Raw genomic sequence first — 14361 nt, 5'->3', positions numbered from 1 at the left:
ACGCGGGGTACACCACGCGGTTTGCATGGCAACAGCGGCGCAATAATCGACCATTCGCGTTCTGTAAGTTCATAGCGGCGACGTGACATCAAAGACCTCCAAATCCGAGACATTTGAATCACTAATCCATTCAAATAGCTAGACTATTTATGAGTGCACGACCTAAAGTGGTTTTCCCAAATCGCTCCGATTTGAAAGAAGAACCCTTTCTGTTTCTGCCAAAGATGCATGATTCGGATCAGACCCGTTGTAGTCTGACACCAGCTACTGGAATCTCTGGGATTATCCGGGGATATGTGGGAACTGGCGAAAACGCCTTATTTTTCAGGCATCTGCGCGGTGCCGAACAAAAATAGATTTTAATCACATTTGACACGGCATCAAGCCGTTATCGAGCGAAGCGCCGCCAGTTGTGGCAAAAATAGACTTCGCTTTAGGAAACCTTCTGAAAACCTTTGATGAGCCTTTAAGCCGTCTTCAAACCATTGAAAAATATAGAGTTGCTGCCCTTTAAGCGTTTCTATGAAAACCATTCAAAATTCGCTGTTTGAGCACTAGAAACCAAATTTAAGAATGAAGCCGCTTCAATCTTAGAGATTATCCAATAAAAACAACGACTAAAGGCAAAAATCGCTCTTTTTAAGAATGAAGCGGCATTTTCGGTTTAGGCTTCAGCCATAAAATCGATTGTCGATCCGAGCTGCATCAATAGCCGTGGCTCCGTCATATCACCGGACTCTGTATCAACCTTTACCGCATAAGCTGCGACCCCGGCAAAGCGAGCTGACATCGTCAGGGCAAGTCTCTCTGCAGCTTGCGCGGAGGATGACTGTCGCATCTCACCCATCGTTAGCTTTCTTCTCTGCTCGGTAAACGGAACAACGATGAACTTTTCTGCCAGAGACATTACATACTCCTTTTCCCTGTCGCCCTTACTCGTTCTCATTTTGTTCTACTGACAGAAAGAGTCAAGAGAGTAGGGAATAAGTTTGTTATGCTTTTCTCAACAGAGACAAGACTTGCCCAATAACTGCTAGCTCGTCCGCCATATCCTTACCGATAATCTCCGGTGGATAACCGTTAGCTTCGTTATCGGATCGCAATTCCAGATCGCCGTCCATCCGCCAGTAGGCCCGTTTGACCTTTAGGCCCGTTCCTACCCGAAAGACGAAGACCTCCTCGTCAACGATCTCCTGCCTGCTTTGGTCGACAATCATGAACGCTCCATTCGGAATAGTAGGGAGCATGCTGTCGCCCTTGGCTTCAAGCATGACGCAGCCATCGGGCTTTGCGCCAATGTTGCGGAGAAATGCGCGACTGAAAGGCACGGTCTTGTGTGAACCATCATCTTTTGGGATCAACCCGACCCCCGCAGCAGCCTGGACATCATATAATGGAATTTCCACCATATCGACGCCGTCAGTTACAGTCGCCGACTCGCTGAACATCTCGCCTTCGCCGGTGATAATCCAAAGCACATTGGCCCCAAACTTGTATCGGTAAGCGTCAAGAACTGAAGCCGTTGGCTCTGTCTCACCCTTCTCATAATTAACTAGCGTATTTTTACTTACGCCTAACTGATCCGAGAAAACGTCGCGTTCGGGATCGCCGAGCTTACGACGCAAATCTCGAAGGCGCTCTCCCAGTGGCGTTTTGGATGGTGTTTCAGGTCTAGCCAATAGCTCATCAATTAAACCAATCTTTTGTGTTTACAAACACAATTTCTTGGTTTAATCCTTTCTGTGTTCGCAGAATATCACATCCCAAAAAAGGAGGCCGGGCATGGCCTCCCCTCTGGAAGGAATCCTTTATGCACCGTGTCATTGACGGCGGCAAGATGAGTCGTGCCCAGCGTAAGCGGCTGGACGAAATTGCCCGCATTAAGCGTAAGCTTTTTATGGCGCAGATCAGCCTTGTCGATATCGACAGAGAATACAGCCTGCCGACCGGTACCGCTGGTAACACACTCTACGAACCACATGTTGCCGGCGAGCGCGCCATTGCAGCCGCCCTAAAAACACGCCCGAACTTGCTTTGGTTTTCTCGCTATCGCGCTGATGGTCAGCGCTTGTCACCTCAGCCTGCAGAGAATTACCGCAGCGGTCGCAGGGCAGCTGTTACCACTCAGGATGCAGCATGATGTCGTGTATCCACAAACAAAGCCGGGGAAGAAATCGTAAGGTTCGGGTTACGCGTCCTCACCAGAGAACAACCCAATCACTCGATTTGAGTACAGCGGGCTTTCACCAACGCTCCCTTTTACAAGCCAGCCCTGCTGCGCCTCGCGCAGAGACTGCAGTTGCGGCGGCAAGCGGAAGCGTTTCTCCCATTCGTCGATTGTTTGTTTTGCTATTTCGGTGTGGTGCGTGATGTCGCCTGCTTGCTCATACACAACATCCGCGACGGTAGCGCGCCACTCCATGCGCAGCAACGCACCTGCGATGTCTGCGCTGTCCACTAAGCCACGCGCTTCCAGCGTGTCCATCATTTCCATCAGCAAAATGTTGCCAACTCGTGCCTCTGCAAAGGCGACGTTAGCGGTGCGCTCGGCCTGTGTCTCTTCCACGTCTGCTTCCTTTCAATCTCGCGTCTCGTTTTTAACCTCCACGAAATTCGGACCTGCGCCAATGACGAAAAAGCGTACCGAAATAGACCGTCATCCCTTCATTCCGGCCCGCGATCCAGTGTGCCGCGCGGCTGACCTACTGCTTATTTTTAGTTTTGCGTTGGCAGGTGCGTCAGCCGCCCTCTTTGCCTTTATCAACCAATTTGGAGCTGCTCTATGACCGCCCTTCTTAATCATATCCCTGTACCATTCTTCGACCGCATCCCGCCCCGGGCCAAGCCAGCCATGATTGCCGCATTTGACGGCATTGTTGATCAGCATCTGCGGCTCGAAACCGTCTACCGCACATTCGTGAACGCACTTGATGTGGTGAATGTTGAAGGGCCGCTGTTTGCGGAGTTTACCGACTGGTACTGGAAGGTCCGACAGGGGCTTGTCGAACGCCCTCACCCATCAGAAATCTATTGTGTAGCTGATGAGGTTGCACCTCACGTGGCCTCACAATCTCGCCCTGTTGAAGTGGACGAAGAAGTCTCGCTGATGCGCTCTTTCGGTATCGTAAAGGCCGCTCAAAGTCTTTTTGAAGCCCAATCAAAGGCGGGATACGCGCCCCCAACACTTCGCGGTGATGATGAAGTCATTGCCGACGCCCTGCGCGAAGTTCTTTCCGCTGCCGCAGACGCAACTGTCATGGATGCTGACATTCATATGACGCCCGGTAACAAGATCGTGGACCTCCTGCTTGGCGAAGGCTCACCAGAGATCGACCAGAAGCTTTTCGAGTGCCTCACCATGTCGATGCAGCCAGAGCTTTGCGCCATTCTCGTCAAACTCGATCAATCCGCCAAGAACTAATTCCAGATCATCGCTCCATGCCCCCGGAGCGATGGTGATGCCGGGGCGGTTCGCCCCCCACTCACCCGCCGTCCCGGCATCCGCATTGAGGTTTCCATGTTCAATCCATACGATCAGAAGCAGGTTTATGAAGCCACCGTCCACGCCAGCGTTTGCGCGGTGCGTGAAGGTTTTCCGCATCTGAGCATCCGCGACATTATTGAGCCCCCACACGAATGGTTTGACGCTGCATTGGCTCGCCAGATCGTCATGCACCTTGTCATTTGTGAATTTGGCTGGCCGAAACGCCGAGTGGTCGAAATGGAAGATCGCTCGCGCGAAGCAATTAACCGCGCCCTCCGTACCATCGATAACCGCATGCGGCATGATCGCTTCGCCGGTCAATATATGGCCATGGCTGAACGCGCCCGCACTCTTCTTTTCATCCGCTCAACCGGAGCGGATGAGTATTCCGAGGCATCATAATGGCAACGTTTAAGACAATCCCACTCAAAGATATATTCATTGGCGATCGCGCTCGTCCAGTTGACGAAGAGCATGCAGTTGCAATCGCTGCATCTATGGCAGAGCGCGGCCTGATCAATCCAATAACCGTACGTCCTACACCAGCTGCGAATGGCGGCAAGACACCTTACACACTCGTAGCCGGTGGGCATCGTTATCGCGGTGGCGAAATCAACGGTTGGGAAGAGATCGACGCTATTGTCGTTTCAGCGGACGCCACTGAAGCACAGCTGATGGAGATCAGTGAGAACCTTTATCGCAATGAACTGAACGCACTGGATCGTGCTGTCTTCGTTATGAAGTTTCGTGAACTCTGGGAAGATAAACACGGCAAAATCCAGCGTGGACGCCCTTCAGATAAAAACCGCAACGATTGCGGAATTATTTTTGCACCCGGCAAAGAGCTTTCCGAGCGGGTGCAAGATCGCTTTGGATTTGGTCAGCGTACATATGAGTACGTTACCCGTATCGGCCAGAAGCTGCACCCCAACTTGCGCCAAGCTGTTCGCGGCACTGATGTCGAAAACGACCAGAAAATGCTGCTCAAACTCGCCGCAATGCCGGAAATTCAACAAGCTGGAATTGCAGCTGCATTGAAGCACGAACCAGACCTGAAAAAGGTTCTGGACATGGATAAGCCTGCCAAGGCTCAGCCGGACGCCGATACGCTCGCCTTTGAAGCACTTAAGCGCAGCTGGGAGAAAGCTTCTGAAGACGTTCGCGCACTCTTCCGTCAGCACATCGGTGCAAGTGCGGTCTTTCAGGAGGCTGCAGAATGAAGCGCGACCCGTTGCAGATGGACTTTTTCAGCGAACCGGCATTTCCGGTTCGCACACCAGTCCAGCAGATCGACCTTGACCGCTACCGTGCCAAGATGAAGCGCGCCATGGCTCGTGCCATCCGTGAATGCGAGCATGATCGCCCGACAATTGCGGCACGAATGTCGCTTTACCTCGGCGTCGGCATCACCAAGGCAATGCTTGATGCATGGACTGCTGAAAGCAAGCGCGCTCATGACATGACGCTCCCGCGATTTGCCGCCTTTGTGCATGCAACCGGAGCGCCTTGGCTTTGGGATGAAGCGGCTGGAATGCAGGGCGTCACCGTCCTCGTCGGCAGAGAAGCAAAGCTCGCTGAAATCGGCCTCCTGCGTCAGGAGCAAAAGCGTGTAGCCCGTGAGCTGAAAGCGCTTCTGGCATTCGACGTAGACCTCGCGAAAAGAGCACGTTCATGACCGAATGGTATTCAATTCCCTCTCTTGTTGAGCTGCGTTTGCCGGGATTGCCGACAAGCGCGCGCGGCATGCTGGACATGGCAGATCGCCACGGCTGGAAGAACGCCGAAGGTCGCTATCGTAAGATGGACAAGCGCGGTGGTGGTTTTGAATACCATGTTTCCCTTCTGCCCTCATTGGCGCAGGCCAAGCTTGCTCGGATAGAAGCCGAAGACGCTGAACGAGCTGCCACCCGCGAAAAGCGCAAGGCGCTTTACTGGCGCACCTTTGAAGCCCTGACCGATGAACAGAAGCAGTTCTGCCACATGCGTTTTAACTGCATCATGGCCGTTGAACAGGCAGTCGCTGGAAACGCGCATTCGTTTTCGCAGCCTAGGACGATGGAAGACATTCTTAGTGCCGTTCTGCCTAACTACGGCTTGAAGAAGTCTCAATATTACGCGCTGCGCGCCATGCTAAACGGCGTGGATCGCGAAGACTGGCTTGCTGTTCTGGCTCCGGCAAGTGCTGCGACTGGCGAAGTCCGCACGGTTGCCGAATGTCACCCGACTGCATGGGCCGCATTGAAATCCGATTATCTGCGCCCGGAAGAACCGAAATTCAGCGCCTGCTACCGTCGCGTAGTGGATGCCGCCAAGAAACACGGCTGGGCACCGATCCCATCTGAGCGTTCATTGCGCCGCCGCATGGATATTGAAGTTGATAAAGCCGCGCAGATATATGCCCGCAAGGGTAAGAAGCGGGCCGAGCAACTCTATCCAGCGCAGACCCGCACCAAAACCCATTTGCATGCCATGGAGATCGTCAACACCGACGGTCACAAACTCGATCTGTTTGTCTGGACACCTTGGAACAAGGAAAAGCCGGAGCGCGTCATTCTGCTCGGCATACAGGACGTTTTCTCCGGCAAGGTGCTGTCATGGCGTCTTTGCGAAGCCGAAACTTGGCACGTTGTGCGCGCCTGTATTGGTGACATGATCGAGGATCATGGCATTCCCGAACACATCTATATGGATAACGGCCGCGCATTCGCATCAAAGCTGATTTCAGGCGGCGCTGTTGTTCGTAACCGCTTCAAGATCACCGAAGATGAAGTCGCAGGCCTCCTGAAGACGCTCGATGTGACACCGCATTTCACAAAACCTTATTCGGGCCAGTCAAAGCCCATTGAACGTGCGTGGCGTGATCTGGCCGAGGAGATTGCAAAGCATCCCGCAATGGCTGGCTGCTATACCGGCAACAAGCCTGACGCCAAGCCAGAGAATTACCGCGAACGCGCTATTCCGCTGGATGTGCTGCAGAAGCATGTTGCTGATCGCATCGCGGAGCACAATGCCCGCACCGGACGCCGCTCGGAAACCGCCGCAGGCCGCAGCTTCGATCAGACGTTTGAGGAAAGCATGCGCCATCCGGCGACCATCGTTCGCCGCGCTACCGAAGCACAGCGCACACTCTGGATGCTGGCCGCAAAAGTTATCACCGCCAGCAAGCGGGATGGCGCTCTTCGCTTCAACGGCAATAGTTACTGGTCGGCTGACCTTAACCAGTGGCTCGGCAAGAAGCTGACCGTGCGCTTTGATCCTGATCGTCTGCACGAACCCGTCAAGGTTTACGATCCTGAAGGTCGCTTCATCTGCGATGCAGCTTGCACCGACAAGGCCGGATTTAACGATAGCGCAGCTGCTCACCAGCATGAAAAGCGCCGCCGCACCTTCAAGAAGCGGACCAAGGCTCTCGCCGACATGCACAAAGAGTTCACGCCAATGCAGCTCGGCGAACTTTACGAGGATGCCGAGAAGAGCAAACCGGCTGCACCTGTGCGCCCGACAATTACCCGCATCGTCACCGGCAATCTGGCCATCGAGCAAGAGGAAGTCGTGGATGCAATCTCTGATGAAGAATTTGAAGAACGCTTCCAGCGCGGTCTTTCAGCAATTTCGGGCGACAGCTCGATCATCCCATTCCCTTCGGGGAATAAACCGTCTGGCAAGTAGCCAGACCAAGCATGAGCCGATTTGTAGTGAGTACGGTTCCTAAAAAATAGGCCGGGAGGTCATCCCGGCCGCCAAGTTTGATCCAATAAGGAACCTTTGTAATGATTGATATGTCTGGCGCAACCCTAAATAAATGGCATCAGCCGGAGCCATCATCGAAATTCGTCACGAAGCATCCCGCTTCTGACGTGTCCGCATGGCGCGAAATGCGTCAGCGTGTTGTCGATCTCGCCGCGCTGCAGGGCTGGTCAAAAGCCGAGACAGGCCGTCGCATCGGCATGCCGGAGAGCACTTTCTCGCAGTGGCTGTCAGGAACGCTGGAAGGCATTCTTGAAAACGCGAACAATCCTGTCGCCAAGTGGCTGGAAGCCGTAGAAGAAAATGCAGGCATTGCATCCGGCCTGCCGTCATCACCGGCATTCTTCCGCACCAAGGCCGCAATTGAAATTCATGCGACTTTGCAGCTCGCACAGGTCATTTCCGGCTTTGTAACTGTCACACTGGATGCCGGTCGCGGCAAAACGGAAGCATGCCGGGCATACCGTGATAGCCGTCCGCATGTTCACATGGTCACATTGAACCCCAAGGTAAAGACGGTTCACGGTGCTATGAACCTACTTTCGCGCAAGCTTGGCATTCGGGTTTTTAATCAGGCAGAGCTAGTGGAAACCATTGGCGAGCGCCTGTCACGCGGTGGCGAAGGTGCGCTCCTTATCATTGATGAAGCACAGCATGCTGACGCCGAGTCGATCAATCAGTTTCGTTATTTCTCCGACAACTTCAAAGTTGGTGTTGCAATCATTGGTAATGCTGAAATCCGCCGCCGCATGTCACAAGGTGGTGCCAATTCTGCCAGCAGGGATCAGATTGTCAGCCGCGTTGACAAGAACCTGAAGCGCGATCCCGGTCGCACTGAAGATGTACGCGCATTCATCGAAGCTTGGGGAATTACTGAACCATCATCCGTGAAGTTCCTGACCGGCATCGGCATGAAAGGTGGGGCGCTTCGTCAGATCGACCGCACCATCAAGATCGCGCATCTGCTGGTTCAGGGAACCAATGAGCAGCTTGAAAAGCGCCATCTGGAAGCGGCTTGGAAAAACCGCGATGTGGAGGACCTGTGATGGCCGCATCGAACCTTCCCACGGTTTCCGAAGGTCTGCAGAACTTGGTTCAGCGTTTCGACAAGTTCAACGGAATTGCTGATGCGGAAACGCTGCCAATGACCGGAGAAGATGGACGTTCCTGCCTCACGTTGCTGCGGATGCTGTATCACCTCGCGCTCGTACAGGAGCGTGAACTTGGTGCGATGCGCCTGATTGTCGGCGACTTGAAAGCCAAACCAGAAGAACCGGCAGCATCCCGTGACGGAAAAGTCGTCCAGTTCCCCCGCAATTCATCCTCCAAGCCCAAGCTCGTGAAAACGACCGACAACGATCCAGCCTGAAACTCCCCGAAAGGAACCACAATGACCGAAGTAATGACCTCTGCCGATTTTGCTGGCAATTCCTCCAACGGCGTCACCTTGGTGAAGGGTAAGGAGTACATGCCAGACGCCAAAGGCAATCTTGTCCCTGTTGAAGCAATCAAGCCCGCTGATCGGCTGGAAGATGAGGTGGTGCGAAAGATCATGACCTTCGCGAGCAGCTTATCTGATCAGATCAGCCGTTTTCGCGGCCACACCATGACCGATCTGGGCGAGTTCGATGCGCTTCTTCAGCAGGAATATAAGGCCACAAAAGGCGGACCGAAGGGAAACCGCACATATCAGACTTTTGACGGCCTCAAAAAAGTCACCATCCAGATTGCAGATTTCGTAGATTTCGGCCCCCAGCTGCAGGTGGCGAAGCGCCTTCTGGATGAATGCCTCACCGAATGGGCCGCTGACAGTCGCCCGGAAATTCGTGCCGTTATCACGCGAGCCTTCAACACTGACAAGGAAGGCAAGGTGAATCGCTCGGAAATCTTCATGCTTCTGCGCCTCGATATTGATGATCCGCGTTGGCAGGATGCCATGCGAGCCATCCGCGAAGCTATGCGGATCACTGGCTCGAAAGAATATGTCCGCTTCTACGAGCGCAATTCAATCACCGACGCGTGGCGGGCAGTCACCATCGACATGGCTAAGGCTTGAGGTGTGATCATGCAGATTGAAATCAAAGGAAAGCCGCCAGTTGACGTCAAGAATGCAGTTCTTGTCATCGAAGGTGTGACGCGCTCACTCTGTCAGAGTACCGGACGCGATCCAGCAGAGGGTATCATGCTTCTCCTGACTGCCGCTGCTCACATGGGCGACGTCTACATGGCAGGCTCTCTTAACGATAAACAGACAGCTATCGCCAGAGCTTTGGGCAGTGCCATGGTTGCCGCCGACGAGTTCTTCAAGTTGCGCGACACGCCCGATCTTCCAGCAAACACCAATACGGTCACAGCCGCACAAACTGATAATAATGCTAAAGCTTCGGAACAACGAGCAACGGTAATAGATGCAAGTTGGATTGCCTCTTTCATTGAGTGGAACTTCGCGACCTTCGGTCCCGGCCGCAGAACTGAGGGCACCATCGACCATATCCGAAAGGAATTGGAAGAGATTGAGACTGACCCTGCTGATCCAAAAGAATGGGCTGACATTATTCTTCTCGCCATTAACGGGTTAGCGCGGCTCGGTTTAACTCCTGATGAGATAATTCAGACCATCGTTGCAAAGCAGCTCCGGAACACAAAGCGGACGTGGCCTTCTTGGCAAACGGCTGATCCTAAAAAGGCAGTCGAACACATCAGGGAAGATCGCCTCTCTGACGGGCTGGAGGGTTAGAAATGGCAGTCGCTTATTGTTGGCGTAGCGGCGCCATTGAGATCAGTCGCCGTTTACCAAAGGGCGCTTTGAAGCTTGGATCGGCGCACGGCATTCGTCTGAAGAAAGCTGTCTCAGTATGTGCTCGCCATGCCTATGACGGCCACACCTTGCTCGTCCCCGGTGTTCCTGAAGCCGACAGCGATACGCAAGCTTTAGAGGCTGTGCAGCTTTTTCGTGAGCAACTCGCCCGCCGTCTGGAACGCAAGAAGAAAGGATGGGAACTGATATGAGGCCATATCTCATGATCAATGGCGAAGATGCTGCTCTGAAATCCTACAAATCATCGTCGGTTGGCACGAAGTCCGTCATTCGGCTTGAACTGGAGGTTCGCGGCCATTCCAGCCTCGGTCGTATTTTGAATGAATGCGCCAATTTTCAGGCAGAGCAGAAATCCGCCAGTGAGGCTGAAAAGCCTCGCAGAAAAAAACAACCGCAGAAATCTTTACCGTCGCCATTGTTGCAGCTGCCTTATCACGGATCAGACGAATGACCTCCACAGCCATTAAAACAATCCACACTGGTTTTCGCGCCATGGGCCTTACAGATGACGATGATAAGCGCGCATTCTACATGCGGGTTGTCGGCCAATCTTCGCTTAAGGGGATGACCGATCTGCAGCATCAGCGCATCATCGAAGAACAGCGCCGACAGGGCTTCAAGCCTGCTTCAAAGGCATCCACAAAGCGCCTAGAAGGTAAATATGGCCCCAAAATTCAGGCTATGTGGATTGCGGGCTTTAATCTGGGCGTTGTCAGTAACGGCTCAAATGAAGCATTGGAAGCGTTTGTAAAGCGCGAAACCGCAACGGATAGAAACAACCCTATTGATGGTTTGGATTCTTCCCGATGGTTGCACAAACATGCAGATGCTGAACGCGTCATCAAGGCACTACGCGGCTGGCTCACCCGCGTTGGTGGCGTTGATTGGAAAAAGGACCCTGATCTTCCAAAATGGGCAAATGAACCATCCGGCCAAATCGTAATTGCGCAATGGCAGCTGCTCACTGCCTCTGGTCAAACTGAAGGTAAAACGATTGCTCAGACTGCATGGTCGATATGCGGTTATGACGGCAAGCCCTTGCTCAATAATCTAACGCCAAAAGAATGGCAGGTTGTCATGAATGGCTTGGGAGAACGCATTCGGAAGGCCAAATCATGAGCAGGCGTCAACGCAGGAAGCCCACTTATAAGGTCAAGCTCAGTTGGGACGCGATGCTGAAAATAGCTCCCATCCTCAATGAGCATTACGGTATGTCAATGGATGGATACACCCTTCAAAAGTCATCTGGTGTCTGGCGTAAGGCGGATGGATCGTTCACGTTCCGGCTCGTGTACCGCAATCAAGACAGTAACTCTGCCCTGCGCAACCAAGTGCTGACGATGCGGAATGTCCGCATTGATCTCAATGCGTCGGAGGAATAGCTGTGACACAGTTGCCTGATCGCGCATGGATGACGCCGCTTTTGAATCGTATCGCCGATGTTGCTGGTGAACGTGCGGCGCTCATTCTTGCTCGCGAAAAGGCTTGCCAGAAAATCTACATTCCAGTCAATGTGTCGGATGACCATTGGCTGGTCTCCCTTATCGGCATTGACGCTGCCAAAGCCCTGTGCGAGCTTTCCGGCGGAAGCACACTGGAAATTCCTCCAGCGCTTGCTGGTGACAAACGTCGCCGCGCAATGGCCATTGCCGAAATGCTTGATAAGGGTTATTCAACCAATGTGATTGCCCGTTCACTCGGCATTACACATAAGACGGTCCAGTTGCACCGTCGCAAGACCGATAACGGTCAAGGTACTCTGCTGTAGCTTTTCACCCTGTGGTAAAGTTACACTTTTAACAAATCAGAGCATTCCCCCCAATAGTCCTGTCAGACCACTGTATTTTTACACCCTTGACAGGACTTCAAATGACCTTCGACGAATGGCTGATCGAACGCTTACGCGATGCTGGTGCTTATGCTGGCGTGATGAATGGCGTTTACGGTCGCGAGGTAATTGCCGCGCTTGAACGATTTCAGCGTGCCCATGGCCTTAAAGTGACCGGCAAAGCCGATGCTGCAACTGCCGCCGAGCTGCGCGTCGTGAAGCGTTCAAATGCCAGCGGTGCTAAGACTTACGATGTCGTACCCGCTCAGCCTGTCGAGCCTGTCTGGATGCGCGAAGCCCGCCGCTTTATGGGCCAGAAGGAAATTCCCGGCCCGAAATCCAATCCGGTGATTATGGGCTGGGCCAAGCGATTTGGCGGCTGGATCGCCAACTATTTTACCGATGATGACATTCCTTGGTGCGGTCTTTTTATCGGCCACGTCATCGCCACCACACTCCCTAAAGAACCGCTTCTCGCCAATCCGCTCGGTGCGCTGCAGTGGCGCAAGTTTGGCAAGGAAACACCAGCCAGCGTTGGTGCCATTCTGGTTTTCAGCCGATCGGGCGGCGGTCATGTCGGCATTTATGTTGGCGAGGACAAGAGCCATTATCACGTCCTTGGCGGCAATCAGAGCAACATGGTCAATGTGACACGCATTGATAAGTCTCGTCTTGTCGATGGTGGCATCCGCTGGCCAAAAACCGGCGAAGCTCCGATCGGTGGCAAGGTCATGCTCTCAACGTCCGGTGTGCCGGTTTCGACCAACGAGGCATGACCATGCCAATCAAAGAGCCTTCCTATCGATCATCCCGCCGCTACCTTTGGGGCAGCTTCTATCTCGCTTGGTTCGTCATAATCGGCACTGGAATTGCTGCAGCTCTCGGTTCTGAGCAGGCGGTTGCCTTCGCGCAAGTTGCGGTCCCATCCATGGTTGGCCTTATCGTCGGCACTCTCGGCATTCACCGCTTTTCCGGCTCGATGGATTTCAAGGCACAGGCAGAAGCCTTTGAAGATCGCAGGGACCATCGACCATGATGGCAGTTTTGTCCAAACCACTGGCGATGGCCGCACTCATCATGGGTTTCATCGCCATGACTGCTTTCAGCGGGTGGCGCTCTGTCTCAGCAGTCAGCACGATCATTGATGAGCGCGTTTCAGCAGGTGAAGCAGCACGTGACGCGCATTGGAAGGCTGAGATTGAGCAAGCCAATGTTGTCGCCGCCAAGAATGTCATCGAGCAGATGCGGATTTCGCATGCTGCCGATCTTGCCACACGCGCCGAGATCGATCGTCTTAAAACAGAAATTTCCGAACTGGAGAGAAAGAATGCGGACCTGCCTGATGTTGACGGTAGCGGCATCGATCTTGAGCGCACAAGGCTGCTCAACTACCCCTCAGTCTTCGCCAATCCTCCGCACTGAGTTCGTACCAGGCACAGTCCCTGCAGAAGCGCGTAAGCCTTGCGACAAGCCGGTCACACTTCCCGATCGTGCATTGTCAGCAAAGGAACTGACACCGCTTTGGGGACAGGACCGATCGGCTCTTGCAGCATGTGAAGCGCGACGAGCTGCAGCTGTTTTAGCGGCTGATGCCGTGCCGTTACCAAAGGAACGGCCCGCGAAATGATGAGCAATAACGCCGCCCTTGAATTGGCTGATCTGCGCGCCGAGCAAGAACGTGAGCGCGGGATTAAAGCAGCGCAGCAAGCTTTGCTTCAGGAAGGCCGCAACGATTGTGTTTCATGCGGCGCTGATATCGAGCCTGAACGCCGCGAGGCTCTCCCATCTGCCCGACGTTGCATTGAGTGCCAGACAGAAATTGAGAAAGGGAAACGCAAATGACGCCGGGAGAAATCCTTCCCTATCTCAGCCTTGCGCTCGCAATGATCGCAATCGCCGGTCACGCCAAGGGCTGGATCAACAGCGGTGAAAAGCAGCTGAAAGATGCTGTCGAGAGCCACACGACCAAGCTCACTGAACATGATCGTCGCGTCCAGACACTGGAAAACGAGATCAAACATCTGCCGGATCGCGATTCACAGCACCGCATGGAAATCGCTCTTGCGCAAATGAACGGCCGCTTTGCCGCTCTGGAAGAAAAACTGAAACCCATAGCTGCGACCAGTGAACGGCTGCATGAACTTTTGATGGAGCAAGCTAAGAAATGAACAGTCTGGGCATCGACTATGCAAAGAAAATCCGTGAAGACGCTCGCCTGATCATCCTCAAGGCGCTTGCCGAACAGATCAACGAAAGCCTTGCGAGCAATATTCTTCAGGATTTCGTGTTACCACGCTTTGCGATCCGTCAGGATCGTGCATGGGTCCATAGTCAGATTGATTATCTTGCTAATCTTGGCGCTGTCACTGCGACGGCGGAAGGGACGGTGAAAGTCGTTTCTCTTACCACGATGGGCCAGCGCCATCTGGATCGCGACATTGCGATCGAAGGCGTAACCCGCCCCTCGCGTCCGGGTGAATAGCC

The 14361-nt window shown here is 53.6% G+C and carries 25 protein-coding genes and 1 pseudogene; 22 read left to right on the top strand and 4 right to left on the bottom strand.

Annotated features, from left to right (window positions below; all coding sequences use genetic code 11):
• The 3 genes and pseudogenes from ABE527_RS08740 to ABE527_RS08730 form a co-directional block, all read right to left on the bottom strand.
• A pseudogene (locus ABE527_RS08740) lies at nt 1–89 on the bottom strand (IS5/IS1182 family transposase); the annotation flags it as partial.
• Between the two features lie 575 nt (nt 90–664).
• Nucleotides 665–907 carry a hypothetical protein gene (locus tag ABE527_RS08735; protein ID WP_499693926.1) on the bottom strand — a complete coding sequence of 81 codons (243 nt, stop codon included), beginning with the start codon at nt 905–907 and terminating at the stop codon, nt 665–667.
• An 85-nt stretch (nt 908–992) separates the two neighbouring features.
• The gene (locus ABE527_RS08730; RefSeq protein WP_499696674.1) at nt 993–1679 is read right to left on the bottom strand and encodes a S24 family peptidase; all 687 of its coding nucleotides are present in this window, start codon (nt 1677–1679) and stop codon (nt 993–995) included.
• Nucleotides 1680–1810: 131 nt separating this feature from the next.
• Here ABE527_RS08730 and ABE527_RS08725 point away from each other — a divergent pair, with 131 nt between their 5' ends.
• Nucleotides 1811–2140, top strand: a complete 330-nt coding sequence (locus ABE527_RS08725; protein WP_499696673.1) for a helix-turn-helix domain-containing protein — start codon at nt 1811–1813, stop codon at nt 2138–2140.
• 48 nt (nt 2141–2188) lie between these two features.
• On the opposite strand, the gene ABE527_RS08720 is transcribed toward ABE527_RS08725, so the two are convergent.
• Nucleotides 2189–2566 carry a hypothetical protein gene (locus tag ABE527_RS08720; protein ID WP_499696672.1) on the bottom strand — a complete coding sequence of 126 codons (378 nt, stop codon included), beginning with the start codon at nt 2564–2566 and terminating at the stop codon, nt 2189–2191.
• A 61-nt stretch (nt 2567–2627) separates the two neighbouring features.
• Here ABE527_RS08720 and ABE527_RS08715 point away from each other — a divergent pair, with 61 nt between their 5' ends.
• The 21 genes from ABE527_RS08715 to ABE527_RS08615 all read left to right on the top strand — a co-directional run bounded on the left by ABE527_RS08715 (nt 2628) and on the right by ABE527_RS08615 (nt 14359).
• Nucleotides 2628–2786, top strand: a complete 159-nt coding sequence (locus ABE527_RS08715; protein ID WP_499696671.1) for a hypothetical protein — start codon at nt 2628–2630, stop codon at nt 2784–2786.
• Nucleotides 2783–3421, top strand: a complete 639-nt coding sequence (locus tag ABE527_RS08710; RefSeq protein ID WP_499696670.1) for a hypothetical protein — start codon at nt 2783–2785, stop codon at nt 3419–3421. Before ABE527_RS08715 ends, ABE527_RS08710 begins: the two co-directional genes overlap by 4 nt.
• 96 nt (nt 3422–3517) lie before the next feature.
• Complete coding sequence (locus ABE527_RS08705; RefSeq protein ID WP_499696669.1) at nt 3518–3886, top strand: hypothetical protein; 369 nt, start codon at nt 3518–3520, stop codon at nt 3884–3886.
• Nucleotides 3886–4704 carry a ParB N-terminal domain-containing protein gene (locus ABE527_RS08700; protein ID WP_499696668.1) on the top strand — a complete coding sequence of 273 codons (819 nt, stop codon included), beginning with the start codon at nt 3886–3888 and terminating at the stop codon, nt 4702–4704. Before ABE527_RS08705 ends, ABE527_RS08700 begins: the two co-directional genes overlap by 1 nt.
• Complete coding sequence (locus ABE527_RS08695; RefSeq protein ID WP_499693933.1) at nt 4701–5159, top strand: hypothetical protein; 459 nt, start codon at nt 4701–4703, stop codon at nt 5157–5159. Before ABE527_RS08700 ends, ABE527_RS08695 begins: the two co-directional genes overlap by 4 nt.
• A complete protein-coding gene (locus ABE527_RS08690) occupies nt 5156–7153 on the top strand; it encodes a transposase domain-containing protein (RefSeq protein ID WP_499696667.1) in 1998 nt (665 codons plus the stop codon). Before ABE527_RS08695 ends, ABE527_RS08690 begins: the two co-directional genes overlap by 4 nt.
• Before the next feature lie 101 nt (nt 7154–7254).
• A complete protein-coding gene (locus tag ABE527_RS08685; RefSeq protein WP_499696666.1) occupies nt 7255–8277 on the top strand; it encodes an AAA family ATPase in 1023 nt (340 codons plus the stop codon).
• Nucleotides 8277–8600 (top strand): hypothetical protein, encoded by a 324-nt coding sequence (locus tag ABE527_RS08680; RefSeq protein ID WP_499696665.1) that lies wholly within the window; start codon nt 8277–8279, stop codon nt 8598–8600. The genes ABE527_RS08685 and ABE527_RS08680 overlap by 1 nt, the downstream gene beginning before the upstream one ends.
• 33 nt (nt 8601–8633) lie before the next feature.
• Entirely contained in the window at nt 8634–9287 is a 654-nt protein-coding gene (locus tag ABE527_RS08675; protein WP_499696681.1) for a DUF3164 family protein, read from the top strand.
• Nucleotides 9288–9296: 9 nt separating this feature from the next.
• A complete protein-coding gene (locus tag ABE527_RS08670) occupies nt 9297–9968 on the top strand; it encodes a dATP/dGTP pyrophosphohydrolase domain-containing protein (RefSeq protein WP_499696664.1) in 672 nt (223 codons plus the stop codon).
• Nucleotides 9969–9970: 2 nt separating this feature from the next.
• Nucleotides 9971–10240, top strand: a complete 270-nt coding sequence (locus tag ABE527_RS08665) for a hypothetical protein (RefSeq protein ID WP_499696663.1) — start codon at nt 9971–9973, stop codon at nt 10238–10240.
• Entirely contained in the window at nt 10237–10500 is a 264-nt protein-coding gene (locus tag ABE527_RS08660) for a hypothetical protein (protein WP_499696662.1), read from the top strand. Before ABE527_RS08665 ends, ABE527_RS08660 begins: the two co-directional genes overlap by 4 nt.
• Nucleotides 10497–11168 carry a regulatory protein GemA gene (locus ABE527_RS08655; protein WP_499696661.1) on the top strand — a complete coding sequence of 224 codons (672 nt, stop codon included), beginning with the start codon at nt 10497–10499 and terminating at the stop codon, nt 11166–11168. Before ABE527_RS08660 ends, ABE527_RS08655 begins: the two co-directional genes overlap by 4 nt.
• Nucleotides 11165–11431 carry a hypothetical protein gene (locus ABE527_RS08650; protein WP_499696660.1) on the top strand — a complete coding sequence of 89 codons (267 nt, stop codon included), beginning with the start codon at nt 11165–11167 and terminating at the stop codon, nt 11429–11431. Before ABE527_RS08655 ends, ABE527_RS08650 begins: the two co-directional genes overlap by 4 nt.
• A gap of 2 nt (nt 11432–11433) precedes the next feature.
• Nucleotides 11434–11817 (top strand): LuxR C-terminal-related transcriptional regulator, encoded by a 384-nt coding sequence (locus tag ABE527_RS08645; protein WP_499696659.1) that lies wholly within the window; start codon nt 11434–11436, stop codon nt 11815–11817.
• Nucleotides 11818–11918: 101 nt separating this feature from the next.
• Nucleotides 11919–12653, top strand: coding sequence for an NlpC/P60 family protein (locus tag ABE527_RS08640; protein ID WP_499696658.1), 735 nt, complete (start codon nt 11919–11921; stop codon nt 12651–12653).
• A 2-nt stretch (nt 12654–12655) separates the two neighbouring features.
• Nucleotides 12656–12913, top strand: coding sequence for an NAD(P)+ transhydrogenase beta chain (locus ABE527_RS08635; protein WP_499696657.1), 258 nt, complete (start codon nt 12656–12658; stop codon nt 12911–12913).
• A complete protein-coding gene (locus ABE527_RS08630; RefSeq protein WP_499696656.1) occupies nt 12910–13299 on the top strand; it encodes a hypothetical protein in 390 nt (129 codons plus the stop codon). The genes ABE527_RS08635 and ABE527_RS08630 overlap by 4 nt, the downstream gene beginning before the upstream one ends.
• A gap of 201 nt (nt 13300–13500) precedes the next feature.
• Nucleotides 13501–13719, top strand: coding sequence for a TraR/DksA C4-type zinc finger protein (locus ABE527_RS08625; protein ID WP_499696655.1), 219 nt, complete (start codon nt 13501–13503; stop codon nt 13717–13719).
• On the top strand, nt 13716–14045 hold the full coding sequence (locus ABE527_RS08620) for a DUF2730 family protein (RefSeq protein WP_499696654.1): 330 nt from the start codon (nt 13716–13718) through the stop codon (nt 14043–14045). Before ABE527_RS08625 ends, ABE527_RS08620 begins: the two co-directional genes overlap by 4 nt.
• Nucleotides 14042–14359: a VpaChn25_0724 family phage protein gene (locus tag ABE527_RS08615; protein ID WP_499696653.1), complete on the top strand. Its 318-nt coding sequence runs from the start codon at nt 14042–14044 to the stop codon at nt 14357–14359. Before ABE527_RS08620 ends, ABE527_RS08615 begins: the two co-directional genes overlap by 4 nt.
• The last annotated feature ends 2 nt before the right edge of the window (nt 14360–14361 follow it).

Origin of the sequence: Brucella sp. TWI432, assembly GCF_039674445.1 — a bacterium.
Taxonomy (GTDB): Bacteria; Pseudomonadota; Alphaproteobacteria; order Rhizobiales; family Rhizobiaceae; genus Brucella; species Brucella chromiisoli.
Note: the sequence above shows the minus strand (reverse complement) of the source record. Positions and strands in the feature narration are given on the sequence as shown.